The sequence below is a fragment of the Vibrio sp. HENC-03 genome, from assembly GCF_000305755.2.
Classification (GTDB): Bacteria; Pseudomonadota; Gammaproteobacteria; order Enterobacterales; family Vibrionaceae; genus Vibrio; species Vibrio owensii.
This window is the reverse complement of record NZ_JH976126.1, coordinates 73,557-98,243: the sequence shown is the minus strand read 5'-3', so window position 1 is coordinate 98,243 and position 24,687 is coordinate 73,557. Positions and strand designations below refer to the sequence as shown.

20 protein-coding genes and 1 riboswitch are annotated in these 24,687 nt (G+C 45.3%); of the genes, 11 read left to right on the top strand and 9 right to left on the bottom strand.

Annotation, left to right across the window (positions count from 1 at the left end):
- Positions 1–44: 44 nt before the first annotated feature.
- Both VCHENC03_RS06955 and aat read right to left on the bottom strand, forming a co-directional pair.
- Positions 45–746, bottom strand: a complete 702-nt coding sequence (locus tag VCHENC03_RS06955; RefSeq protein WP_009707103.1) for an arginyltransferase — start codon at positions 744–746, stop codon at positions 45–47.
- Positions 743–1,453: a leucyl/phenylalanyl-tRNA--protein transferase gene (gene aat, locus VCHENC03_RS06960; protein ID WP_009707102.1), complete on the bottom strand. Its 711-nt coding sequence runs from the start codon at positions 1,451–1,453 to the stop codon at positions 743–745. The genes VCHENC03_RS06955 and aat overlap by 4 nt, the downstream gene beginning before the upstream one ends.
- A gap of 41 nt (positions 1,454–1,494) precedes the next feature.
- On the opposite strand from aat, the gene VCHENC03_RS06965 reads away from it, so the two are divergent.
- Both VCHENC03_RS06965 and aroA read left to right on the top strand, forming a co-directional pair.
- Positions 1,495–1,971 (top strand): glycine zipper 2TM domain-containing protein, encoded by a 477-nt coding sequence (locus VCHENC03_RS06965; RefSeq protein ID WP_020195009.1) that lies wholly within the window; start codon positions 1,495–1,497, stop codon positions 1,969–1,971.
- Positions 1,972–2,131: 160 nt separating this feature from the next.
- Positions 2,132–3,412, top strand: coding sequence for a 3-phosphoshikimate 1-carboxyvinyltransferase (aroA, locus tag VCHENC03_RS06970; RefSeq protein ID WP_009707100.1), 1,281 nt, complete (start codon positions 2,132–2,134; stop codon positions 3,410–3,412).
- A gap of 65 nt (positions 3,413–3,477) precedes the next feature.
- On the opposite strand, the gene VCHENC03_RS06975 is transcribed toward aroA, so the two are convergent.
- Positions 3,478–3,726, bottom strand: coding sequence for a YciN family protein (locus VCHENC03_RS06975; protein WP_005441647.1), 249 nt, complete (start codon positions 3,724–3,726; stop codon positions 3,478–3,480).
- Positions 3,727–4,231: 505 nt separating this feature from the next.
- On the opposite strand from VCHENC03_RS06975, the gene topA reads away from it, so the two are divergent.
- The 4 genes from topA (at position 4,232) to VCHENC03_RS06995 (ending at position 10,992) form a co-directional block, all read left to right on the top strand.
- On the top strand, positions 4,232–6,868 hold the full coding sequence (gene topA, locus VCHENC03_RS06980; protein WP_009707099.1) for a type I DNA topoisomerase: 2,637 nt from the start codon (positions 4,232–4,234) through the stop codon (positions 6,866–6,868).
- A 533-nt stretch (positions 6,869–7,401) separates the two neighbouring features.
- Positions 7,402–8,619: a glucose-1-phosphate adenylyltransferase gene (gene glgC / locus VCHENC03_RS06985; protein WP_005441655.1), complete on the top strand. Its 1,218-nt coding sequence runs from the start codon at positions 7,402–7,404 to the stop codon at positions 8,617–8,619.
- Positions 8,609–10,066 carry a glycogen synthase GlgA gene (gene glgA, locus VCHENC03_RS06990; protein WP_032802939.1) on the top strand — a complete coding sequence of 486 codons (1,458 nt, stop codon included), beginning with the start codon at positions 8,609–8,611 and terminating at the stop codon, positions 10,064–10,066. Before glgC ends, glgA begins: the two co-directional genes overlap by 11 nt.
- Before the next feature lie 122 nt (positions 10,067–10,188).
- A complete protein-coding gene (locus VCHENC03_RS06995; RefSeq protein ID WP_005441659.1) occupies positions 10,189–10,992 on the top strand; it encodes an alpha/beta fold hydrolase in 804 nt (267 codons plus the stop codon).
- Between the two features lie 37 nt (positions 10,993–11,029).
- Here the strand turns inward: VCHENC03_RS06995 and VCHENC03_RS0126130 are convergent, their stop codons facing one another.
- From VCHENC03_RS0126130 to torD, 5 genes are all read right to left on the bottom strand, one after another.
- Positions 11,030–11,347: a putative signal transducing protein gene (locus VCHENC03_RS0126130; protein WP_020195004.1), complete on the bottom strand. Its 318-nt coding sequence runs from the start codon at positions 11,345–11,347 to the stop codon at positions 11,030–11,032.
- Positions 11,347–12,036 carry a TVP38/TMEM64 family protein gene (locus tag VCHENC03_RS07000; protein ID WP_005441662.1) on the bottom strand — a complete coding sequence of 230 codons (690 nt, stop codon included), beginning with the start codon at positions 12,034–12,036 and terminating at the stop codon, positions 11,347–11,349. The genes VCHENC03_RS0126130 and VCHENC03_RS07000 overlap by 1 nt, the downstream gene beginning before the upstream one ends.
- Before the next feature lie 120 nt (positions 12,037–12,156).
- A complete protein-coding gene (locus tag VCHENC03_RS07005) occupies positions 12,157–12,747 on the bottom strand; it encodes a TfoX/Sxy family DNA transformation protein (RefSeq protein ID WP_005441664.1) in 591 nt (196 codons plus the stop codon).
- Positions 12,748–12,863: 116 nt separating this feature from the next.
- Positions 12,864–12,953: riboswitch (cyclic di-GMP riboswitch) on the bottom strand.
- 285 nt (positions 12,954–13,238) lie between these two features.
- Positions 13,239–14,243, bottom strand: coding sequence for an HTH-type transcriptional repressor PurR (gene purR, locus VCHENC03_RS07010; protein WP_005441667.1), 1,005 nt, complete (start codon positions 14,241–14,243; stop codon positions 13,239–13,241).
- A gap of 444 nt (positions 14,244–14,687) precedes the next feature.
- Positions 14,688–15,335, bottom strand: coding sequence for a molecular chaperone TorD (gene torD, locus VCHENC03_RS07015; RefSeq protein ID WP_009707097.1), 648 nt, complete (start codon positions 15,333–15,335; stop codon positions 14,688–14,690).
- Positions 15,336–15,568: 233 nt separating this feature from the next.
- Between torD and torR the strand changes: the two genes are divergently transcribed.
- Entirely contained in the window at positions 15,569–16,282 is a 714-nt protein-coding gene (torR, locus tag VCHENC03_RS07020) for a two-component system response regulator TorR (protein ID WP_009707096.1), read from the top strand.
- Positions 16,283–16,397: 115 nt separating this feature from the next.
- Here the strand turns inward: torR and elyC are convergent, their stop codons facing one another.
- Positions 16,398–17,204 (bottom strand): envelope biogenesis factor ElyC, encoded by an 807-nt coding sequence (gene elyC / locus VCHENC03_RS07025; RefSeq protein ID WP_005441670.1) that lies wholly within the window; start codon positions 17,202–17,204, stop codon positions 16,398–16,400.
- Between the two features lie 114 nt (positions 17,205–17,318).
- On the opposite strand from elyC, the gene cmoM reads away from it, so the two are divergent.
- The 4 genes from cmoM to mukB are packed head-to-tail and all read left to right on the top strand — an operon-like array spanning position 17,319 to position 24,622.
- Complete coding sequence (gene cmoM, locus VCHENC03_RS07030) at positions 17,319–18,110, top strand: tRNA uridine 5-oxyacetic acid(34) methyltransferase CmoM (RefSeq protein WP_005441671.1); 792 nt, start codon at positions 17,319–17,321, stop codon at positions 18,108–18,110.
- 2 nt (positions 18,111–18,112) lie between these two features.
- Positions 18,113–19,450 carry a chromosome partition protein MukF gene (gene mukF, locus VCHENC03_RS07035; RefSeq protein ID WP_009707095.1) on the top strand — a complete coding sequence of 446 codons (1,338 nt, stop codon included), beginning with the start codon at positions 18,113–18,115 and terminating at the stop codon, positions 19,448–19,450.
- On the top strand, positions 19,431–20,156 hold the full coding sequence (gene mukE, locus VCHENC03_RS07040) for a chromosome partition protein MukE (protein WP_005378379.1): 726 nt from the start codon (positions 19,431–19,433) through the stop codon (positions 20,154–20,156). Before mukF ends, mukE begins: the two co-directional genes overlap by 20 nt.
- A gap of 2 nt (positions 20,157–20,158) precedes the next feature.
- Entirely contained in the window at positions 20,159–24,622 is a 4,464-nt protein-coding gene (gene mukB, locus VCHENC03_RS07045) for a chromosome partition protein MukB (RefSeq protein ID WP_009707094.1), read from the top strand.
- The last annotated feature ends 65 nt before the right edge of the window (positions 24,623–24,687 follow it).

Sequence of the window (24,687 nt, the reverse complement as noted above, 5' to 3'; positions counted from 1 at the left end):
TTATTTTGCCGCTAAACAGTAATTATGTAAAGTTGGGGCGTATTCTACCCTTGCCAACGCTGATTTACTAGCCTTTGGTGTCGTTGAAAGCGAGTTTTGTAGTTCATCGCTGGACATTCATCGATCTGATAGCCCAAATATAGCCAATGTTTGCTGTTCTGTTGACAATATTCAAGTTGGAAAAGAACCCCTAAGGTCCCAAGAGATAAAGGGTAATCGGGATCAAAGAAGGTATAAAAAGCACTCGCGCTGTTATCCATGATATCCGTAACCGCAACTGCGAGAAGTCGATCATTTTCATCATAGACATGCAGAAATCCGGTTGTTAACCATGTTGTTTGAGCAAATCGAGCGAACTCATCTTCACGAGGAGGATACATGGTGCCATTTTTGTGCCGCTCAGTTATGTATCTGCTGTAAAGCTGGAACCAATCTTGGTCTAGCTCAGGTTTGAGCGTCCAACGTAGGGAACTGGCTTTATTCAACAGGCGCTTTTGGCTCTTAGAAGGACGAAAGTCTGGCACCGCAATGCGGATTGGCTGACAAGCATTGCACTGTTCACAGTGGGGTTTATAGATGGTGTCGCCACTGCGACGGAAACCATTCGCCATCAATACTTGATAGTTTTGTTCTGTGTGCAAGTTGGCATCGAGTGCCACAGCCACGCGTTCTTCGCGCTCCGGCAAGTAACTGCATGGATGGTTATTGGTCAAGCCGATACGGATGTGTTGGAGATCTGTGCTCATGATACCGCGTCCTGCAAAATCTGTGGTTCAAACGTGCCCAAATCGGTGTTCTTACCTCTTAAAGATAGTAGTTTTTGTACGAAGTCGTCACGTTCAAGTTCAAATGCACCAAGTGAAGCTAAGTGTGGGTTCATTACCTGACAATCGATTAATTGACCGTGGTTTGACGCCAAATGGTCGCAGAGATACCACAATGCAATCTTAGATGCGTTGTCTTTAAGGCTAAACATCGACTCACCACAAAAAAGTTGGCCAACACTGATTCCGTATAAACCGCCAACGAGTTGATCCTCGTGCCATACTTCTACTGAGTGGCAATGACCGTGTTTGGCGAGTTCAATATAGGATGTTTGCATATCCTCATTGAGCCAAGTTTCTTCTGCAGGACGAGTCGAAGAACATAATTGAATTACGCGTTCGGTTGCATTGTTTAGCGTTACTTTATACTGTTGTTTACGCTGAAACTTTTTTAGGCTTTTTGAAGGCTTAAATGATAAAGGATCAAAAACGGCTCTTGGAGAAGGACTCCACCAAAGAATGGGCTCACCAGGGCCATACCATGGAAAAATACCTTGGTGATAGCCGTTAAGAATGCGTTCAGGGTTGAGATCCCCGCCAAAGGCTAGCAAACCGTTTGGGTCGCTCAGTGCTTCGTACGGCGATGGAAACGAATGCGAGTCATCAAGTTCAGTTAAATAGATTGTCATAAAGAAAACTTTACCAACATCAGAGCCTATAGGAGCTTATTATGAGCGGAGTAAGACTTAATATAAAACGATGGGCATGGATCATACTGTTTTTGCCATTTTTCGCCAATGCAGCCTATGAAAGAAATGTAGCAAAACCTGTAAATCAAGTGGTGTATGGCAAAGTCGATTCTGTGCGATACATTACGCAACAAGAGGTGAAACAGTCACAAAGTAATGGCTGGGAAACGCTCCTAGGGGCGACCATCGGAGGTTTAGTGGGTAACCAATTTGGTGGTGGTACAGGTAAAGAAGTTGCGACCGCAGTTGGGGCGCTAGCTGGTGCAGCAGTTGTGAGAAACCGTAGCAACTACGAATACACGGTGGAATACAAGCTTGTCGAACTCTTGGTCAAAGTCGATGGCAACAAACTTATTAACGTAATTCAAGACGTTGACAATAGCATGCTGTTTAAGCGTGGAGACGATGTTCGCATTCTCTATTTTGATGACGGCGTTCGAGTGGATATCGCTTACTAAGCCAACGTTTGCACAGTAAAATCCAAGCTGACTAATTATTCAAAAATTAGCATGGATTTACTCTGGTTTTGTGATGGTTTTTTCGTTAGTCTGAATCCACGAAGAATTGTTTAGCTCTCAAAAAACGTGAAGTGAGAGCACAAAGGATTATCAACTTTTAATGGAAAGCCTAACGTTACAACCCATCAATAAAATTCACGGGGAAGTGAACCTTCCTGGATCAAAAAGCGTTTCCAACCGAGCTCTATTGCTTGCTGCTTTAGCAAAAGGCACTACTCGTTTGACAAACCTTCTCGACAGCGATGACATTCGTCATATGTTGAATGCACTGACAACGCTTGGCGTTCAATATCAATTGTCGGAAGATAAAACCGAGTGTGTCGTTGAAGGTCTCGGTCGTCCATTTTCTGTCTCTGAGCCTGTAGAACTATTTTTAGGTAATGCCGGCACCGCAATGCGTCCACTCGCAGCTGCACTTTGCTTAGGTGAAGGTGAATACGTGTTGACTGGCGAACCTCGTATGAAAGAGCGTCCGATCGGTCACCTAGTGACAGCCCTTCAAGCGGCTGGTGCAGACGTTACTTACCTAGAAAACGAAAACTACCCACCACTGAAAATCGTCGGTACTGGTCTTAAATCTGGTTCTGTATCGATTGATGGCTCGATTTCTAGCCAATTCTTAACGGCATTTTTAATGTCAGCGCCTTTGGCTGAGGGCGAAATTCGCATCAATATTGAAGGCGAGCTGGTTTCAAAGCCTTACATCGATATCACTTTGCATATCATGAAGCAGTTTGGTGTAGAAGTGGTCAATAACGACTACCAAGAGTTTGTTATCCCTGCAGGCCAGCATTACATCGCTCCGGGTGATTTTTTGGTCGAAGGTGATGCGTCTTCAGCTTCTTACTTCTTGGCGGCGGCGGCCATCAAAGGTGGTGAAGTGAAAGTCACAGGCATTGGTAAAAATAGTATTCAGGGTGATATCCAATTCGCTGATGCACTTGAGAAAATGGGTGCAGAAATCGAATGGGGCGACGATTACGTGATTTCACGTGTTGGTCAGCTGAAAGGTATCGACATGGATTACAACCATATTCCAGATGCGGCAATGACCATCGCAACGACAGCCCTATTTGCAGAAGGCACAACAGCGATTCGTAATGTGTACAACTGGCGCGTAAAAGAAACTGACCGTCTGTCTGCAATGGCAACTGAGCTTCGTAAAGTCGGCGCAGAAGTGGAAGAGGGTGAGGATTACATCATCGTTAAGCCTGTACCACAGCTTACACACGCTGCGATTGATACTTATGATGATCACCGTATGGCGATGTGTTTCTCTCTGGTGGCGCTAAGCGATACACCTGTGACGATTAACGATCCTAAGTGTACATCAAAGACATTCCCAGACTACTTCGATAAACTGAAAGCATTGAGCTGCTAATTCAGTTTATTGAAGCGAAAAAGCCAGAGTTGAGACTCTGGCTTTTTTATTGAATTTTGAAGCGCTTATTTGTTCAGCGTGAACTCTTTTGACAGGTGATGCGCAAGGTACTTAAACATATTGAATACGGCTGTAGTATTGGTGGTCGGCAGACCTTTTTCATCTAAGAAGTACTCGCCTTTAAATACCAATACATCGTCTTTTTCTACTACGCTCGTTGCACGCATACCTTCAATGTAGTCATCGTGTTCTTGGATGATTTGGTTAGCGATCAAAAGAAGGTCGAACTCTTCAATGTGTTTTCTATCAGACATAACGTTCTCGTCATTCAATAAATCTTAAGTGGCAGCAGTATACCCACAAACATCATGGGTTTGCATACCTAAATCTCTGATTACGTGTTTTACCAGCATTGTTCCAAGAGGTTTTACTTCTTTATATAGATTTATATAGAAGCAACAAGGTAAGTGATTCTTATATGCAAATCGTCGCTATTTCAGCGTCGTAATCTAAGGTTAGGCTCTGATCGTGAAAGAAAAAATATTTTGTGATGAGAGACAAAATTTATTGAATTCGACTAGCGGGAGGAATCTTTGCCTGCTTAGTATATGCCGCTCAAGACCTTTTGCAGAACCCTGCCTCGTCAAATTAGAAAGGCGATGAATTGTCAACCAATCGGATCTGAATTTCAAAAAAGCAGTTGATCTTCTTTTCATCTCGCACAATAGTAAAAAAAGAAGCAATGAAATAGAACATTATGCGGGTAGCTTCCTTAGGGGGCAGTTACCCGCATTATTATGAAGGACGTTAGAGTCAGTTATGGGTAAATCGCTCGTTATAGTGGAGTCACCAGCCAAGGCTAAGACGATAAATAAATACCTTGGTAAAGACTTTATTGTTAAGTCTAGTGTTGGTCACGTGCGTGATCTGCCTACGGCCGGTCAAAGCACTGGTGAGAAAAAAGCCGCTGCCATTTCTACTAAAGGAATGAGCCCGGAAGAGAAAGCGCGTGTCAAAAAAGAAAAAGACCGTAAAGCTCTAATCAAAAAAATGGGGATTAACCCATATCATGACTGGGATGCGAATTACCAAATCCTTCCAGGCAAAGAAAAAGTTGTTAGTGAACTGCAAAAATTAGCCAAAGACGCTGATTTCGTTTATCTCGCAACCGATTTGGACCGCGAGGGAGAAGCTATCGCATGGCACCTTCGTGAGATCATCGGTGGCGATGAAGAGCGATACAAACGTGTAGTTTTTAACGAGATTACTAAGAATGCAATCCAACAAGCTTTCCAGACGCCTGGTGAGCTGAATATGGATGGTGTTAACGCACAGCAAGCACGTCGATTCATGGACCGCGTCGTAGGTTTCATGGTTTCTCCATTGCTATGGAAGAAAGTTGCACGTGGCTTGTCTGCGGGTCGTGTACAGTCAGTAGCGGTAAAACTATTGGTTGAGCGTGAGCGTGAAATCAACGCTTTCATTCCAGAAGAATTCTGGGACATCAACGCAAATACACATACCAAAGATAAGACAGCATTCAAACTGCTTGTTGCGCAAAAAGATGGCGTTGCGTTTAAGCCTGTCAACGAGACAGAGACCAAAGCAGCGCTTTCGGTACTGGAAAAAGCAAGCTACGAAGTTTGTAAGCGCGAAGACCGCCCAACGAAGAGTAAGCCGTCTGCTCCATACATTACCTCAACACTTCAGCAAGCGGCGAGTACTCGTCTAGGCTACGGTGTTAAGAAGACCATGATGCTGGCTCAGCGTCTGTATGAAGCGGGTTACATCACGTATATGCGTACTGACTCAACCAATTTGAGTGCAGAAGCGGTAGATGCAGTTCGTGGCTTCATCGGTTCAGAGTATGGCGATAAATACCTTCCTGCTAACCCGTTGAGATACGGTAGCAAAGAAGGTGCACAAGAAGCGCACGAAGCGATTCGTCCTTCCGATGTAGCAGTGAAAGCAGAAGACCTACAAGGTGTTGATGCTGACGCTCACAAGCTCTACTCATTGATTTGGAATCAATTCGTTGCGTGTCAAATGACACCAGCAGAATACGATTCAACCACTATCAGCGTTAAAGCTGCGGAATACACGCTGAAAGCGAAAGGCCGTATCCTTAAGTTTGATGGTTGGACTCGCGTGCAACGCCCAATGGGTAAAAACGAAGACACGATTCTTCCAGCAGTTCAGTTGGGCGATAAGCTAGACCTAGAATCGCTTGAGCCTAAGCAGCACTTTACTAAGCCACCTGCGCGCTTTACAGAGGCAGCATTGGTTAAAGAACTTGAGAAGCGTGGCATTGGTCGTCCTTCTACATACGCATCGATCATCTCTACGATCCAAGATCGTGGCTACGTGAAAGTAGACCAGCGTCGTTTCTACGCAGAGAAGATGGGTGAGATTGTTACTGACCGTCTAGATGACAGCTTTAACGATCTGATGAACTACGACTTCACGGCTCGTATGGAGCAGAAGCTTGACCAAATCGCCGAAGGTGACGTGATGTGGAAAGATGTCCTAGACAACTTCTTCACAGACTTTACGGGTGATCTTGAGAAAGCGGAACAAGACGAAAACGAAGGCGGCATGAAACTGAATCACATTGTGATGACAGATATCGAGTGTCCAACTTGTGGTCGCCCAATGGGTATTCGTACCGCGTCTACCGGTGTGTTCCTTGGCTGTTCTGGTTACGCATTGCCACCTAAAGAGCGTTGTAAGACGACCATCAACCTAGGTGACGAAGAAGGCATCATCAACGTTCTAGAAGAAGACGTGGAAACCGCGGCACTGCGTGCTAAGAAGCGTTGTCCTATCTGTGAAACAGCGATGGATGCGTACCTGATTGACGATAAACGCAAGATGCACGTTTGTGGTAACAACCCGAACTGTGAAGGCTACATCGTTGAGTATGGCGAGTTCAAAGTGAAAGGCTACGATGGCCCAGTTGTTGAGTGTGACAAGTGTGGCTCTGACATGGTTCTTAAGAACGGTCGCTTCGGTAAATACATGGATTGTACGAGTGAAACGTGTAAGAACACTCGTAAGATTCTGAAGAATGGCGAAGTTGCGCCACCGAAGGAAGACCCAGTTCACTTCCCTGAACTACCATGCGAAAACTCAGACGCTTACTTTGTTCTTCGTGATGGTGCTTCTGGCCTATTCATGGCGGCAAGCAACTTCCCTAAATCACGTGAGACGCGTGCGCCGTTGGTTTCTGAACTGGCTCGATTTGAAGAGCGTCTTCCAGAGAAGTTCAAATACCTAACGACAGCACCAGCGGCGGATCCAGATGGTCGCCCAGCAGTGGTTCGTTTTAGCCGTAAGAGCAAAGAGAACTACGTGCGTACTGAAGATGATGGTAAACCAAGTGGTTGGACTGCGCTATTCATTGACGGTAAGTGGGAAATCACAGACAAGCGCAAGAAACCGAAAGCGAAAGCTTAAGTGATAAATTAGAACGAATAAGGCAGCGAATACGCTGCCTTGTTTTTTGCTTGTTATTCTATAAAACATTCACATCGCCAATTGTTTCCATTCAAATTTTCTCCTTTCTGTTTTCATAGAACGGTCATAGTTTCATCGTATCCTGTCGCAAAACTGCGCTTGTGTAGTTAATCGGTTTGTAAATTGTTTTCACAATGTAATCGTTTGCGTCTCATAGTGTGACCAAGATACCGTATTGAGTAAGCAACATCTGTATACAACACGGAATGGCATATTTTAAATTGTAATTTAGTTCCAGTTCGATAACTTATTACACAAATAATGCAACTGTATGCGGTTATTTAGCACCAAAAATAAAAAACAACGAAGGTGCGTGCGTACGAGGATGTGCAATAGCTTTTTTAGTTCGCGCTGTGAGGGTTCAAAGAAACTTATCAGTGCGGATGCAATAATGTATTCGCTTGACTCCCCGAGTTCTGCTCATTTCAAGTGAATACCAGTTCCAAGCTATAACTATATATGGAGAACAACGAATGGCTGGTGTTTTGGGAATGATTCTTGCTGGCGGTGAAGGCTCTCGCTTGAGACCTTTAACGGAATCCCGCAGTAAACCTTCGGTCCCTTTCGGCGGAAGTTACCGACTTATTGATTTCGCTCTGAATAACTTTGTAAATGCGGATTTAATGCGTATTTACGTCCTTACTCAATTCAAATCTCAATCTCTATTCCATCACTTGAAAAAGGGTTGGAACATCAATGGCATTACAGACCGTTTTATCGACCCAATTCCTGCGCAAATGCGTACGGGTAAGCGTTGGTATGAAGGTACAGCCGATGCTATCTACCAAAATTTACGTTTTATGGAATTGGCGGAGCCGGATCAAGTATGTATCTTTGGTTCAGACCATATCTACAAAATGGACATTAAACAGATGCTTGCTTTCCACCAAGAAAAAGAAGCATCTTTGACTGTTTCGGCACTGCGCATGCCGCTATCGGAAGCCTCTCAATTTGGTGTTATCGAAGTAGACAGTGAAGGTCGAATGATTGGCTTTGAAGAAAAGCCTGCAAACCCAAAATCAATTCCTGGTGACCCAGAGCATGCGCTTGTCTCTATGGGCAACTACATCTTTGAAGCTCAAACGCTATTTTCAGAATTGATTGAAGACGCTGACAATGAAGCCTCTACTCACGACTTTGGTAAAGACATCATTCCTAAGATGTTCCCTCGTGGTGATGTGTTTGTCTATGACTTCAGCATGAACCGCATTACAGGTGAGAAAGAAGAAGTTTACTGGCGCGATGTAGGTACAATCGATGCGTACTGGCAAGCACATATGGATCTGCTTGAGAAAGATGCACCATTCTCTCTCTACAACCGCAAATGGCCACTGCATACTTACTACCCACCATTGCCACCTGCAACTTTCACTGACTCTGTAAATGGTCGAGTTCAGATCATCGACAGTCTAGTATGTAACGGCAGCTACGTGCGCGGTTCTCGCATTGAAAAATCAGTACTTGGTTTCCGCAGTAATATTGCTTCAGCGTGTGACATCAGCCAGTGTATTTTGCTCGGTGATGTGAAGGTTGGGGAAGGTTGTGTGCTTCGTCGCGTGATTGTAGATAAAGACGCAGATATTGCGCCGGGTACGCAAATTGGTGTAAATCTACAAGAAGATAAAAAACACTATCATGTGTCAGATGATGGCATTGTCGTAATTCCAAAAGGAGCACGTGTTGGCTACTAACAATTTGTCTGTTCTGTTTGTAGCGTCTGAAGTCGAAGGACTGATTAAAAGTGGTGGCTTGGCTGATGTAGCCAAGGCACTGCCGGAGGCCCTTCAAAATCTTCAGCAAGATGTACGAATTTCTATACCTGCCTACACCGCTATTGAACAGTTGTCAGAAGCGGAAACGGTTCTGGAAACAGAGCTAACAAGTTGGCCTCATACTGCTTACCGTGTCCTTAAGTTAACGCTTGGGGATAATCCGGTTTATTTGATTGATTGTCCTCCTTATTTCAATCGTCCGTCTATGTACGCGGAAAACAACCAAGCCTACACGGATAACGGCGAGCGTTTCGCGTTTTTCAGTGCGGCTTGCTTAGACATGCTGCCAAAGCTTGGCTTCCAGCCCGATATTGTTCATGCCAATGACTGGCACACAGGCTTAGTTCCCTTCCTGCTAAAACATCGTTACGGCCACGACGCTTTCTTTGCTAATACTCGCAGTGTTATTTCAATTCATAATGCGGTGTTCAAAGGCGTGTTTAGCTATTCCGATGTTCAATGTCTGCCAGAATTCCATAGCCGAAATGTGCCAGATGCTGCAGTAAGTGCAACGCACATTATTATGCTGAAAGCAGGGGTAATGAACGCAGATAAAATCAATGCTGTTAGCCCGACTTATGCCGAAGAGCTGAAAACTGAGCTTGGAAGCCACGGTATGGCGTGGGAGTTTCAGCAACGTGCTAATGATTTGGTAGGCATCCTTAATGGATGTGATTACAGTGCGTGGAATCCAGAAACCGATTCAAACTTGCCGCTTAACTATAAAGCCAATCGTCAAAGTATGGTTCGTGGTAAGAACGCATGTAAAAAAGCAATGCAAGAAAAGCTGGGACTTGAAGCATCAGATTGCGCCATGTTTGGTATGGTGTGCCGCCTAACACAGCAAAAAGGTGTGCACTATCTATTGCCTGCGTTGGCAGACTTTCTAAAACACGATGTTCAGCTAGTTGTGGTTGGCACGGGCGATCCTATTCTCGCGGCGCAGTTACGAGATGTAGCGGCGCAATTTGCGGATAAGTTTGTCTTCGTTGAAGCGTACGATAACGAATTAGCACACTTGGTTGAGGCAGGATCGGATTTCTTCCTAATGCCTTCTGAATTCGAACCTTGTGGTTTGAACCAAATCTACAGCATGGCTTATGGTACTTTGCCAATCGTTCGTGGAGTAGGTGGCTTGAAAGACAGCGTGAATGACTACGATGTGGATCCAGCCGATGCAACGGGGTTCGTTTTCTATGAACCAACGCCGCAAGGTCTATTACTGACAATGTTGAGAGCGCTTCTGCTTTACGCACAAAATGTGACAGAAGTGAGACGTGTACAACTTCATGCTATGCAAAAAGACTTTTGTTGGCGAAAAGCGGCAGAAGAGTATTTGCAACTGTATAGAGCTGCGTTAAATTGACGCAAAATCTTTAAAAAGTGTAACGAAAGGCACCGAATGAGGTGCCTTTATTATCTTACCCTTATGGAGTGTGGTAGCATTTATCCATTCCCTTTCACAAAAAGTGTTTTTCGTACTGATACATGACTCAGCCACTTCTTTTCCACAAAACCTATTTGCACCCTACCAGTAATGAGTGGGTTGTTTTCGTACATGGTGCTGGTGGCAGTTCTTCGATCTGGTTTAAGCAAATCAAGGCGTATAAGCAGCATTTCAATTTGTTGCTCATCGATCTTCGAGGTCACGGAAAGTCCAATCAACTGTTGAAAGAACTGATTACTAGTCGCTATACCTTTACCGCTGTTACTCAGGATATTTTAAAAGTGTTGGATCACCTTAAGATCCAATCAGCACACTTTGTCGGTATGTCCTTGGGTACTATTATTGTGCGTAACTTGGCTGAACTGGCTTCAGACCGTGTTCGCTCAATGGTGCTGGGTGGCGCAGTTACTCGTTTAAATACTCGCTCACAGATACTCGTGAAATTGGGGAACCTTGGTAAACACATCCTTCCTTACATGTGGCTGTACAAGTTGTTTGCTTATATCGTTATGCCGCAGAAGAACCAGCGTGAATCAAGACACTTGTTTATTCGCGAAGCCAAGAAGCTATGCCAGAAAGAATTTAAGCGTTGGTTTACTTTGGCGGCAGATGTGAACCCATTGATGAGATATTTCAAAGATCGTGAATTACCTATTCCGACGCTGTATTTGATGGGGGACCGAGACTACATGTTCATCAAGCCAGTGAAAGAAATGGTCGCGGTGCATAAGTTGAGCGTTCTGAGAGAAATACCAGATTGTGGACATGTGTGTAATGTAGAAAGACCCGATGACTTTAACCAACATTCCATCGAGTTCATTAAACAGCAGAGTCTAGCGGCTTAACGCATTTATCGAAGATATAAAAAGAGTAGGGGAGCCGTTATGGCTCCCCTATTTGATATCCACATTGCCAACACGCACCAAACTGACCTTCGTTTTGTTCTGAACACTGCGGGCACTGCCAGTCTTGATAAGTCAATTCCGCTTGTTGACGATAATCTTCAACAATGGCAGATGCTTTTAGTTTCTGTTCCGGATGTAAAAGCCAAACATACGGGTCTGTATCATCGCTAAACGGCAACTCACCCTTTAAGCCGAACATTCCCTCACCTCTTACTTCACAAGCTATCTGTTCGGTTTTGAGAAGCTCACAGACGATATGAGCTTCTGCAGGATTTTTAGCGATGTATATCTTCATTAAGCATTTCCGTTTTGAACTTGGGCTGGGCGAACTTTATTCATAACCCATTTTGCGATGATTGGGAACAAACCGAGCAAAGCAAACGACGCTAATACGGTTGGCGACACAATTCCCGAAAGACTGTCGATAGTGGCGAGCTGTGTACCTGCATTTAGGTAGACGGCAGTGCCTGGCAACATACCGATTTGGCTAGTTAGGTAGAATCGTGCGACTGACATTGGTGTCAGACCCATCAACAAGTTGATCAAGAAAAACGGAAATACCGGAATTAAACGTAGAGAGAAGAGGTAAAAAGCACCGTCTTTTTCTACACCTTGGTTAATGGCATTTAACTTATTACCAAACTTGCTTTGCACCCATTCACGTAATAGGTAACGGCTGCTTAAAAACGCAATGGTTGCACCGATTGTGCTGGCAAAAGACACCAACAATAAACTCGTCCAAAAACCAAACAAGGCTGCACCTAAAAGCGTTACAACCGCAGCACCAGGAATAGAAAAAGCGGTGATAGCAATGTAAGCGAAGAAATAGGTTGCGGCGGCAAACACGAAGTTTTGGTCAATGAAACTGTTTAACGCTTGTTGCTGTGCTTTTGCGTTTTCTAGCGTTAAATATTGACCGAAGTTGACACCTAAAAAGATGATGGTCGCGAGTAGGATCAGTCCTAAAATCAGTTTCTTATTCATATCAATGGCTCCGTTTGGCTTCTTAAATAATAAGACAGAATGGAGTAAGAAAAAATTTCAAAAAAAAACCGCAGTGTGAAAACTGCGGTTTTTACTCAATGTCATGCTGAAATGATTGCTCTACGAGAGAGCACTCATCAACTCTTCCCGGCGAGACTGAGGTACGACGCTCCAATGTGTACCGTTGATAGCGCCTTCAAGCGCCCACAACAATTCAAGGCTTACCGTAGAGGCATGCGTATCTTGGATTGCTTTATAAGCGTTTAGGGCACCTTCTTCTTCTAGTTGCTCGACAGAGTCAATGCCTGCTTTCTTCAACATACGTTCAGTTGCAAGGCGTAGATTAGGAAGGTCTTTCAATCGGTTAGGTTTGGTGCTCGCTTGTTGTTTTTTCTCTTGCTTAGCTGTCTCTAGAGATTGCTTTGCAACTTCAATCAAGCGATCGGTCGAATCCCATAGATCATCAGAAATAGCATAGTATTTCGTAACAACTGGGAAACCACGTTTCTTGTAGACGTACGGTTTTAGTCCTTGAGTCTCGAAGTCAGATGAAGTTTGTTGGTCAGCTCGTATATGAAGTTGATTGTTCACAACTAGTGCAAACATCGTTTCATCGGCGAAGAGCCCAAAGCCGCCAAACATTGAGCGCGACTTGATATTACCAAGTGCCTCAAACAGCTTCATTGAGTCTTTGAGTATCGGTTTATCCATGATGTGTTATCTCGGTGTAATTAATATTACGCCACCAAAAATCAGGTCCGAGAGATTAGCAAATGCATGAAGACACAATGTCATTAAAGGGTAAACTCACTTAATGCATATTTGCCATCGGTAACCCCGCTACCTTCCATCTAATAAGATGGTTCAGGCCGGAGGCTTTGCGTCCCACCCTTTCGAATGGTTTGCCCTGTGCGTGACTCTTTGAGAATACTTCGTATATTGAATTAACATCACGTTTCAAATATAAAAGTGTGATCTTGGTTCAGTTAATAGCGTTAATTTGATGTGTTTTGTTTCATATTGCTGAGCATCTACTTGTCATACAAAAGCTTGATGTAGGAAATGGACTACACCTTAATTAAAACAGCAACTTATCGAAGTTTAAGGTTGTATTCTTGAGGTGAAACATTAGGGGAAAGTTATTTTTAGATATTAAAAAAGCGCCCATAAGAGCGCTTTATAAAATGAGTTCGCAGATGAGGTTAGTTTAGTTTCTTAACCGTGTTGCGAACAACGATCTCTGGTTGCATCTCGAACACTCGTTTCTCGTGTTCTTTGTCTTTGATGCGCTCCAAAAGGATCTCAAATGCGTTTTTACCCACACGACGTTTTGGTTGGTGGATAGTCGTTAGCGGTGGAGAAAAGTATTCTGCAAGCTCAATGTTGTCGTAACCGATCACGGATACATCATCCGGTACTTTGATACCGTTTTGCTGCAAGCGACTCATTAAGCCTAGCGCCATTGTGTCGTTAAAACAGAAGACAGCCGTTGGGCGCTTTTCCATTGCAGTGATGTTATCTGCCGCCAGTACAGCAGTATCACATTCGAAGTTGCCTTCAAGAACCCAATCTTCATTAACCGTTAGGTTTGCTTCCGCCATTGCTCGGCGGTAACCAGCGATACGCTCTTGGCACGCTGCTTTTTCAAAATGACCGCTCAAACACGCGATGTCAGTGTGACCGTTATCGATCAGGTATTTCGTCGCGATGTAGCCGCCTTCTTCCGAGTTATCGATGATCTTATCTGCCTGTGAGCTCTCAGGACCCCAGTCCATGACTACTTTTGGAATGTCAGAATGGCGGTCCAGCATCTCTTTTAGCTCTTCCGTCAAGTCAGAACACATTACTAGGATGCCATCTACGCGTTTCTCAGCTAGCATGCGGATGTAGTCACGTTGCTTCTCGTAGATACCGCCCGTGTTACAAAGAATTAGAGTGTAACCTTGACGGTAACAGTAACTCTCAACACCATCGATGACTTCAGAGAAGAATAGGTTGGTTGATTGAGTAACTAACATACCGATAGTACGAGTAGAGTTGCACTTCAAGCTACGAGCAACGGCGCTTGGCGCGTAATTTAGTTCATCAACCGCTTTCATTACTTTTTCTTGGGTTGCTTCTGCAACAAAGCGAGTTTTGTTAATTACGTGCGAAACCGTTGTGGTAGAAACGCCGGCTAAGCGAGCAACGTCTTTAATAGTGGCCATAAATGATGTCCTGTATCGAGCTACTGAATACCGTGAGTGAAGACAACCATACGCTTAGGGTCTTGCACAAACCGAGCAACTGCAAGAAAGGGCATTGCTGAGATATTTGGCAGTGGTTGTTCCGAATCGGTATAAAAAGATTTGTAGCAACATTTGTTGCTGAGACTCATATTCCCTTCTTTTATAAGTGAGGAATTAGTCAGCAATCATGTTAAGAAAACACAAAAACCGCTATATTTCAGCGGTTTACATATAAATCATATTTAATCGTTTGCGCTCACATTTTAGACTGATGTGGGCAGGCTGGCAATATTTTCAGCGGTTGTTTTGTGCCCTTGAGGTCACATTTTCACGGCTAAATTGGTTGGGTTTCTTTAAGCCAGATTAAAACTAAACGAATAAAATAGGGAGCCTAAATAGCAGGCTCCCTAAAATAGGCGGCAATTATTCACCAAGAAGGTAGGTGCTGTCCAGTTTACAAAATGCAATTAATAGTTGCGCAACGCTAACATAGAAGCCAAATTCGTCGAACTGCTTACATTTAGCGGCAAACTGAGGTAGCCAAGTCAAAAGATGCTGTTGGATGAAATCGTTCTGCTTTTCGAACGCTTCTTCCATATGCTTTTCTTGCTCTAGTTCGTTAGAGCGAATAATCATATTACCCAAGAAATCCAACTCTACCGCTAGGTGGTCAGCTGGCTCTTTCAGGTTTTCATCAACTTGCACGCCAAACTCTGCCATCAGTTTTTCCATCTCTTCTGCTGGCTTGTCGTTTAGCAGACCAGATTGACCAATGTACATAGAGGCATAAGGCAGCGCACCGTGCTTTTCTGTCTTAAGGAAAAGCTCACAAAAGTCTGCAGCCAACTCAAGTTGCGCGTCTTCACGATCTTGTAGGCGGTTAAGTGCATCAACAAGGGTATCCACAGCTGGTTTTAATGACTCATTTTCACCAAGGCCAGCCAAAAAGCTTCGAATTTCAACACTGTGGTAGCTTTCTAGTTCTTTCTCTGTCAGTTCTTTTGCGAACAGGCTAGAAAACCACCAATAGATTTCTGCGCGTTTCTCGTTAAAAGCTTTCACTTCTTGCATTTTTTTGCTCCTAAATGGTTATCCCCTAAGTGTAAACAATTAAGATGAATAGCAGTAACTATAATTGTTATCCATTATGGGAAAATATGCGCGTTTATGAATGGCTGTAAATAAGCTTGCTTTGAATCAATAAAAACGCAAAATCTTGCTTTTTAATGTATCTATGACTAGAAATGTTACTAGTTATGAATAGAATACGTCTTGGAAAATAAAAAAGACAGAAAGTGGTGTAAATGAGCTATCACGTATTAGTCGTAGAAGATGATGTAGTAACTCGTAGTAAGCTTGCGGGCTATTTCCAAAATGAAGGCTACAAAGTTAGTGAAGCAGAGAGCGGGGCAGAAATGCGCGAAGTGCTTCAAAGTGGCGATGTAGACCTGATCATGTTGGATATTAATTTGCCTGGCGAAGATGGCCTTATGCTTACGCGTGAATTACGCAGCCAATCAGATATCGGCATCATATTAGTGACAGGACGCACGGATAGCATTGACAAAATCGTTGGCCTAGAAATGGGCGCAGACGATTATGTGACAAAGCCTTTTGAACTAAGGGAATTATTGGTTCGCGTTAAGAACTTGCTGTGGCGCATTTCGGCGGCACGTAGCGGTTCGCAAAAGACAGCGAACGACACTAATGAAGAACACATTGTGCGCTTCGGTGAGTGGACGTTTGACATTCAACGTCGTGCTCTGAGCCGTAACGGTGAGCCAGTGAAACTAACCAAAGCGGAATATGAGCTATTGGTGGCACTGTCTTCGTACCCGAATCAGGTACTAAGCCGCGAGCGTATTTTGAATATGATCAGCCACCGAGTGGATGCGCCAAACGATCGTACTATCGACGTACTGATTCGACGCATGCGCGCTAAGATGGAGTTTGATCCAAAGAACCCACAAATCTTTGTGACCGTTCACGGTGAAGGCTACATGTTTGCAGGCGACTAAATCATCGCAATAAAGAAAAAGGAGAGCATCGGCTCTCCTTTTTTGTGTCTGTGATTTCAGTTACTGCAATCTAACGATAAGCTTTATCAGCGACAACATTCTTGCTAGGCAGCAATTAAGGTTGTGCGACTTCAGGCTCTTCTATTTCAACCATTGGCGTTTGTCCTACGTTGTCACGCAGTTTCTGCCATAACCCACCAAGATACTCATGCCAGTACAGTTCGGTTTGCTCTAAGTAACGAGCTTTCGGAGCGTACTTTTGCCATGGCTGCTCGATGTCATCAATCGCCATAAAGTTCGTTGGTGCAGGGATAGGTTTAATACCCGCTGCGTTGAACTCATACAAAGCACGTTTCATGTGGCTTGCCGAAGTCACGAGCACGATGTCTTTTTGCTTAACAAACGCCGCTGCTTGGCGAGCTTCTTCCCATGTATCTTTAGCGTCTTCCAATAAAATAATATCGGATTTAGCAACGCCAAGAGAAAGCGCGACGTTTGCCATCATACGAGCATGGCTAATTTCAGAACCACCTGCATAACCAGACAGGATTAACTTCGCACCTGGGTACATGCGCAGAATACGAATGCCTTCGGTGAGTCGCATCAATGCTGTGCGACTTAATTGAGAGGTCGGCGGGATCTCATCGTCCACCACGTGACCAGCACCAAGAACCATGACATAGTCAACGGTACCAGAAACGGGTAAAAACGCTTTGTACTCGCGCTCTAGCGGCATCAGTAGCTTAGTTGAAACAGGTTGGAAGGCAACGAGAAAAATGCCGACAAAAGAGAATAGAACAACAAAGCAGCCAGTTTTACGTTTGGTGGTAAAACTAATGAGAGCAAGACCTAACAAGCCTATGATTAGCAATGCCGGAAGAGGCATCAACAAGGCTGACATAACTTTTTTCAGCTCAAACATACATAAATAGTCCGAAAAAACATCAATTGATAATAAAAATGAGGATAACCCTCTTTATTCCTGCTTTCCTTGTGACAGAATAGCGGCACAATCCGTTATGATAACTCAGCAGAAGTGACAGAAGACCGCAATTTCGACGATATCGCCCACAAATTTGCAAAAAATATTTACGGCTCCGATAAAGGGGAGATCCGCCAAATCATTGTGTGGGAAGATTTTCTACAGATTCTAAGTGAATTAGACGCCGACCATCAAGCCCTGCAAGTCCTTGATGCGGGTGGTGGGTTAGCACAATTGTCGCAAAAGCTTGCTAAGCTCGGACATCATGTCGCTTTATGTGATCTATCTTCGGAAATGCTGCAACTAGCAAAGCAGGATATTGAAAAAAACGGTTTGCTTGAGCAGTATCGCCTGATTCATTCACCTGTCCAATCCATTGGTGACCATATGGAAACGCAGGTGGACCTTGTCATGTTTCATGCCGTCATGGAGTGGTTGGTAGACCCGAAAACCGCACTCGAGACCGTTTTGGAACAGGTCAAGCCGGGGGGCATTGCTTCGGTTATGTTCTATAACCACCACGGCTTAGTCTATAAAAATGTGGTTTGTGGCAACATTCCTCATATTTTAGACGGCATGCCTCACCGGAAAAGATTTAAACTACAGCCACAGAAAGGCCTAAAACCCGAAGAGGTCTATCAATGGATAGAAGATTCTGGTTTTAGTATTTGTGGCAAATCTGGTATTCGTTCCTTCAGTGATTACATAGGCAATATGCAATACATGGGCGATTACGAGTTTGAAGATGTGTTGGCGCTAGAAAAACAACTTTGTCGACAAGAGCCATACCTCTCATTAGGCCGCTACATACACGTGTGGGCTAAGAAGAACGATAAACAGGAATAACGATGAGTGAGATGACTCTCAATGCTGCAGAGCAACCAATCGATGAGTTGGTTGGCTGGGTTAAGCAGCACGATTTCTCGTTGAACCTGACCACTGAGCGATTGGCATTTTTGATTGCCATCGCTGTACTAAGTAATGAAAGGTTCGATGAAGAATTGGGTGAAGGTGAATTGCACGACGCATTTGCCATCGTCACTCGACTTTTTGATGAGACCGGCGAAGCTTCGGCTTTCCGTGCGAACAATGCCATCAACGAGATGGTTAAGCAGCGTCTTATGAGCCGTTTTGTCAGTGAGATTACTGACGGAGCGAGCATTTACCGCTTGTCGCCATTAGCGATAGGAATTACCGACTACTACGTGCGTCATCGCGAGTTCTCAAAACTGCGTCTTTCTATCCAGCTATCGATGGTAGCGGATGAAATGGCAAAAGCGATTGAAGCGGCACAAAAGGGTGGCACTCCGGGTCACTGGAAGAAAAACGTTTACGGGATTTTGAAATATTCTGTAGGCGAGATCTTCGATCAAATCGACCTTAACCAACGTGTGATGGATGAGCAGCAACAGTCTGTAAAACAACAGATTGCTGATCTGCTTAACAAAGACTGGCGTGAAGCGATCAACAACTGTGAAGCGCTACTGTCAGAAACATCAAGCACGTTGCGTGAACTTCAAGATACGCTGCAAGCTGCCAGTGATGAACTGCAAACTCAGATCCTAGATATTCAAGAAATTGTTTACGGTGATCCTGAGCTTGAGTTCATCGAAGAAGCCTTATTTGGTCTGCAAATGAAGCTGGACCGAATCACAAGCTGGGGCCAGCAAGCGATCGACCTTTGGATTGGTTACGACCGACACGTACACAAGTTTATCCGTACTGCCATTGATATGGATAAGAACCGTGCGTTTAGCTCGCGTCTGCGTCAATCCGTCAAAGATTACTTCGATGCGCCTTGGTATCTGACTTATGCAGATGCGGAAAGGCTTTCTGACCTTCGTGATGAAGCCCTAGTACTGCGTGATGACGAGGTAACGGGTCAAGTTCCGATGGAAGTAGAATACGAAGAGTTTCAACAAGTCAATGATGAGTTGGCAGAGCGAATTGGTGACATGCTGAAAGCGCATAAAGATCAAGGCACACCAATCGACTTGAGCGTGGTTCTGCGAGATTACCTTGCACAACACCCATACACCCATCACTTTGATTTAGCTCGCATTGTCGTTGATCAGGCGGTACGTCTGGGTTACTCAGAATCCGACTACCAAGCTGTTCAGCCAGACTGGAAAGCAATCAACGAATTTGGGGCAAAGGTACAAGCGAATGTCATCGACCGATACTAATGAATACATGTCAGAGAATCTGGCAAAAGCAATTTCTAACCCTCTGTTCCCAGCGCTAGACAGCATGCTTCGAGCAGGGCGTCATATCTCAAGTGAAGATCTAGACAACCACGCGTTGTTGTCGGATTTCGAACTTGAGCTTTCTTCTTTCTACCAACGCTACAACACCGAATTGGTGAAAGCGCCAGAAGGTTTCTTCTACCTTCGTCCACGTTCAACATCTCTGATTGGTCGTAGTGTCCTATCTGAACTGGACATGCTGGTGGGTAAGGTACTGTGTTTCCTTTACCTAAGCCCAGAGCGTCTTGCGCACGAAGGCATCTTCACTAACCAAGAGCTGTACGACGAACTGCTTGCTCTAGCAGATGAAAACAAGCTGATGAAGCTAGTGACGAACCGTGCTACCGGTTCTGACCTTGATAAAGAGAAGCTGTTTGAAAAAGTACGTACGTCACTTCGTCGTCTGCGTCGCCTAGGCATGATCATCAACATCGGTGAAACCGGTAAATTCAGCATCAGTGAAGCAGTATTCCGCTTTGGTGCCGATGTACGTATTGGCGATGACATGCGTGAAGCGCAGCTGCGTCTGATCCGTGATGGTGAAGCAGTAGTGCACACCAAAGAGCCTAGCCAAGGCAGCCTATTGTCTGAAGAAGATCAAGACGACCAAGCCCAAGAAGAAACAACAGAAGAGGGTGAAGCATGAGCATGATTGAACGCGGTAAATACCAATCGCTGACCATGGTCAACTGGAACGGCTTCTTTGCCCGTACATTTGACATCGATGGTCTGGTCACCACGCTATCAGGTGGTAACGGTGCAGGTAAATCAACCACAATGGCGGCGTTCATCACCGCATTGATTCCTGACCAAACGCTACTGCACTTCCGTAACACCACAGAAGCAGGCAGCAGCCAATCGTCTCGCGACAAAGGTTTGTACGGTAAGCTACAGCCGGGCGCATGTTATGCGGCGCTAGACGTGGTGAACTCACGTAACCAACGCCTATTGTTCGCAGTAAAACTGCAGCAAGTTGCTGGTCGTGATAAGAAAGTAGACATCAAACCGTTTGTTATCCAAGGTCTTCCAAGCCATGTGAAACCGACGGATATCTTGATTGAAAGCGTATCAGCGACTCAAGCTCGTGTACGTCAAATCAACGAAGTAAAAGAATCGATCGCAGAATTTGAAGGCGTTCAATTTAAAGCCTTCTCTTCTATCGTGGATTACCACGCGCAAATGTTTGAATTCGGTGTGATTCCGAAGAAACTGCGTAACTCTGGTGACCGCTCTAAATTCTACCGCCTGATCGAAGCATCGCTTTACGGTGGTATCTCAAGTGCAATTACACGCTCGCTACGTGATTACCTTCTGCCACAAAATGGCGGCGTGAAGAAAGCGTTCCAAGATATGGAATCGGCGCTGCGTGAAAACCGCATGACGCTAGAAGCGATCAAAACCACGCAGGCAGACCGTGACTTGTTCAAACACTTGATCACAGAGTCGACTAACTACGTGGCCGCGGACTACATGCGTCACGCGAACGATCGTCGTAACAAGCTGGATAAAACGCTGTCATTACGTTCAGAGTTGTTCGGTTCTCGTGAAACTCTTGTCGAGCAAAACAACCTGCTTAACCGTGTTCAAGAAGAGCTGGAACTGCTGATCGAGTCGGAATCTGCGCTAGAGCAAGATTACCAAGCGGCTTCTGACCACTTGCAACTGGTGCAAAACGCATTACGCCAGCAAGAGAAGATCGAACGCTACCAAGAAGATCTTGAAGAGCTGAGTGAGCGTCTTGAAGAACAGATGATGGTAGTGGAAGAAGCGCAAGAACGCGTGATGATGGTAGAGGAGCAAGCGACCGTTGCGGAAGAAGAGGTGGATAGCCTTAAGACGCAGCTGGCGGACTACCAACAAGCACTCGACGTTCAACAAACTCGTGCCCTTCAATACCAACAAGCGGTTCAAGCGCTGGAAAAAGCGAAGCAACTACTTGGCGATGACAGCCTAACGGCAGAATCGGCTCAAGCGCTTGTCTCTGAGCTTAAGAGCAAAGAATCAGAAAGCACCAACGCGTTGCTATCGGTTAAGCACAAACTGGACATGTCTTCTGCAGCAGCAGAGCAGTTCGAAACGGCGCTTAAACTGGTACAAAGTATCGTTGGTCAAGTTGAGCGTAAAGACGCGTCTGAACATGCGAAAACCGCAATTTCGAAAGCGCGTGAATCTCAGCAAGTTGCGCAAAACGAACAGCAATGGCGTGCACAGTACCGTGACCTTGAGCGTAGCCTTAACCAGCAACGTCAAGCGCGCGAGCTAGTCAACGAATACCAAAAGCAGTTCCATGTTGAACTGACTGACGAAATCACGTTTGAACAAGAGCGTGAACGTCATGCGATGCAAATCGACTCACTTGAAATGACGCAGGAAGACGTGCGCGAACAACGCAGCGAACAGCGTCGTCTAGAGCAAGATGCAGCAGCGGAAATCAACAAGCTAGAAGCCATTGCTCCAACGTGGATTGCAGCGAACGATGCGCTAGAAAAACTGCGTGAACAAAGTGGCGTTGAGCTAGAAGATAGCCAGTCAGTCATGAGCCAAATGCAAGTGGTGCTTGAGCAAGAGAAGACTCTTTCTCTGGCGAAAGACAAACTAGCAGAGCGTCGCAGCCAACTTGACTCTGAAATTGAGCGTCTTGCTTCACCTGGTGGTTCAAACGACCCTCGCCTGAAAGGTTTGGCAGATACACTAGGCGGCGTATTGCTGTCTGAGATCTACGATGACATCACAATTGATGACGCCCCTTACTTCAGTGCGATGTACGGCCCGGCTCGTCACGCTATCGTTGTTTCTGACCTGTCTGGTATCGAAGAGAAACTGGTAGAGCTAGACGACTGTCCAGAAGACTTGTACATCATTGAAGGTGACATTGATGCCTTTGATGACAGCTCATTCGACGCGGAAGAGCTAGAAGGCGCGGTTTGCGTTCGTATGAACGATCGCCAAATGCGATACTCTCGCTTGCCTGAAATCCCATTGTTTGGTCGTGCAGCGCGTGAGCAACGTTTAGAGCTATTGCGTAACGAACGTGAGGAAGTGGTTGAGAAGCATGCGAAAGCAGCATTCGATTCGCAAAAAATGCAGCGTCTGTACCAAGCGTTCAACCAGTTTGTGGCAAGCCACATTCAAGTAGCATTCGAAGCTGACCCAGAGCAAGCGCTGGCAACCATTCGCGACAAGCGTAACCAAATCGCTCGCGTACTGGCTGATCTGGATGCGAAAGAGCAACAACAACGTTCTCAACTTCAAACCAGCAAGCAAGCGTTGTCTTCTCTAGACAAGCTAGCACCAAACATGGCGCTGATTGAAGATGAGTCGCTGCAAGCACGCTTTGATGAGTTGGAAGAGAAAATCGCCCAGCTTTCAGAAGCAAAAGCTTTCCTAAATAACCACGCGAAAGCGGCGGCGGAACTGGAAAAAGTCGCAGTTGCCCTAGATGCCGATCCAGAGCAATTTGATGCGCTAGAAGCAGAATACAAAGCGGCAGACGAACAGCTACAAGAGCTTAAGAAGCAAATCTTTGCACTTTCAGATCTCGTTGAACGTCGCCACTACTTCGCTTACTCAGATTCAGTAGACCTACTGAACAAGAGCAGTGAACTGAGCGAGCAGCTAAAAGCGAAATTGGTTCAAGCTGAACAAATGCGTACACGCTCTCGTGAAGAGCTAAAGCAATCACAAGGTCAAATGAACCAATACAACCAAGTATTGGCTTCTCTGAAGAGTTCACACCAAGCGAAAATGGAAACGGTTCAAGAGTTCAAACAAGAACTTCAAGAGTTTGGCGTGAACGCGGACGAAGGTGCAGAAGAACGTGCAATGCGTCGTCGTGATGAGTTGCATGAGCGTCTACACACGTCTCGTAGCCGTAAGAGCGAATACGAGCGCACGATCACCTCTACCGAACTAGAGATGAAAGGCTTGGCGAAACGTCTGAAGAAAGTTCAGAAAGAATACGTTGAGCTACGTACGTTCGTGGTTGCAGCGAAAGCTGGCTGGTGTTCAGTACTTCGTCTGGCGCGCGAGAACGATGTTGAGCGTCGTCTACACAAGCGTGAACTGGCTTACATGTCAGCGGATGAGCTGCGTTCAATGTCGGATAAATCATTGGGTGCGCTGCGTCTAGCGGTTGCGAACAATGACGACCTACGTGATGCGCTGCGTCTGTCAGAAGACAATGCACGTCCAGAGCGTAAAGTTCTGTTCTACATCGCGGTTTACCAACATCTTCGTGAACGTATTCGTCAGGATATCATCCGTACTGATGATCCAGTTGAAGCGATCGAAGAGATGGAAGTGGAGCTAGCGCGTCTAACGGAAGAGCTAACGCAACGTGAAAACCGCCTAGCGATCAGCTCTGAGTCGGTAGCGAGCATTATCAAGAAGACGATTCAGCGTGAGCAAAACCGTATTCGTATGCTGAACCAAGGTTTGTCGAACATTTCGTTTGGTCAGGTGAAGGGCGTACGTCTAAACGTGAAGATCCGCGAAAGTCACGAAGTGCTACTGAACGGTCTAGCGACACAACAAGAGCAGCATAAAGATCTGTTTGAATCGACTCGCTTTACCTTCTCTGAAGCAATGGCTAAGCTGTTCCAACGTGTGAACCCGCATATCGATATGGGTCAACGTTCTCCTCAAGTTCTGGGTGAAGAGCTACTGGATTACCGTAACTACCTAGAGCTAAGTGTAGAAGTGAACCGTGGTACAGATGGTTGGCTACAGGCTGAGTCTGGCGCGCTATCAACAGGTGAAGCGATCGGTACCGGTCAGTCAATCCTTCTGATGGTTGTTCAAAGCTGGGAAGAAGAGTCTCGTCGTCTACGCAGCAAAGACATTGTACCTTGTCGTCTGCTCTTCTTGGATGAAGCCGCGCGTCTGGATGCTAAGTCTATCGCGACGTTGTTCGAATTGTGTGACCGTCTGGATATGCAGCTTCTTATCGCGGCACCAGAAAACATCAGCCCAGAGAAAGGTACTACCTACAAACTGGTGCGTAAGGTGTTTAAAGACCACGAGCATGTACACGTAGTTGGTCTGCGTGGTTTTGGTCAAACGGATAAGCCTAAGACTGAAGCACAAGAGATGATTGAAGAGTTTGAGTCGTAAACTCCGAAGCTAATAAAACGCCCGCAATGAAAGCGGGCGTTTTTGTATCTGTTGCATCAAAGCTT

What these genes read in the sequence shown, in the direction of transcription:
- VCHENC03_RS06955 (WP_009707103.1), bottom strand. Translation starts at nt 746, where the DNA reads ATGAGCACAGATCTCCAACACATCCGTATCGGCTTGACCAATAACCAT.
- aat (WP_009707102.1), bottom strand. Translation starts at nt 1,453, where the DNA reads ATGACAATCTATTTAACTGAACTTGATGACTCGCATTCGTTTCCATCG.
- VCHENC03_RS06965 (WP_020195009.1), top strand. Translation starts at nt 1,495, where the DNA reads ATGAGCGGAGTAAGACTTAATATAAAACGATGGGCATGGATCATACTG.
- aroA (WP_009707100.1), top strand. Translation starts at nt 2,132, where the DNA reads ATGGAAAGCCTAACGTTACAACCCATCAATAAAATTCACGGGGAAGTG.
- VCHENC03_RS06975 (WP_005441647.1), bottom strand. Translation starts at nt 3,726, where the DNA reads ATGTCTGATAGAAAACACATTGAAGAGTTCGACCTTCTTTTGATCGCT.
- topA (WP_009707099.1), top strand. Translation starts at nt 4,232, where the DNA reads ATGGGTAAATCGCTCGTTATAGTGGAGTCACCAGCCAAGGCTAAGACG.
- glgC (WP_005441655.1), top strand. Translation starts at nt 7,402, where the DNA reads ATGGCTGGTGTTTTGGGAATGATTCTTGCTGGCGGTGAAGGCTCTCGC.
- VCHENC03_RS06995 (WP_005441659.1), top strand. Translation starts at nt 10,189, where the DNA reads ATGACTCAGCCACTTCTTTTCCACAAAACCTATTTGCACCCTACCAGT.
- VCHENC03_RS0126130 (WP_020195004.1), bottom strand. Translation starts at nt 11,347, where the DNA reads ATGAAGATATACATCGCTAAAAATCCTGCAGAAGCTCATATCGTCTGT.
- VCHENC03_RS07000 (WP_005441662.1), bottom strand. Translation starts at nt 12,036, where the DNA reads ATGAATAAGAAACTGATTTTAGGACTGATCCTACTCGCGACCATCATC.
- VCHENC03_RS07005 (WP_005441664.1), bottom strand. Translation starts at nt 12,747, where the DNA reads ATGGATAAACCGATACTCAAAGACTCAATGAAGCTGTTTGAGGCACTT.
- purR (WP_005441667.1), bottom strand. Translation starts at nt 14,243, where the DNA reads ATGGCCACTATTAAAGACGTTGCTCGCTTAGCCGGCGTTTCTACCACA.
- torD (WP_009707097.1), bottom strand. Translation starts at nt 15,335, where the DNA reads ATGCAAGAAGTGAAAGCTTTTAACGAGAAACGCGCAGAAATCTATTGG.
- torR (WP_009707096.1), top strand. Translation starts at nt 15,569, where the DNA reads ATGAGCTATCACGTATTAGTCGTAGAAGATGATGTAGTAACTCGTAGT.
- elyC (WP_005441670.1), bottom strand. Translation starts at nt 17,204, where the DNA reads ATGTTTGAGCTGAAAAAAGTTATGTCAGCCTTGTTGATGCCTCTTCCG.
- mukF (WP_009707095.1), top strand. Translation starts at nt 18,113, where the DNA reads ATGAGTGAGATGACTCTCAATGCTGCAGAGCAACCAATCGATGAGTTG.
- mukE (WP_005378379.1), top strand. Translation starts at nt 19,431, where the DNA reads ATGTCATCGACCGATACTAATGAATACATGTCAGAGAATCTGGCAAAA.
- mukB (WP_009707094.1), top strand. Translation starts at nt 20,159, where the DNA reads ATGATTGAACGCGGTAAATACCAATCGCTGACCATGGTCAACTGGAAC.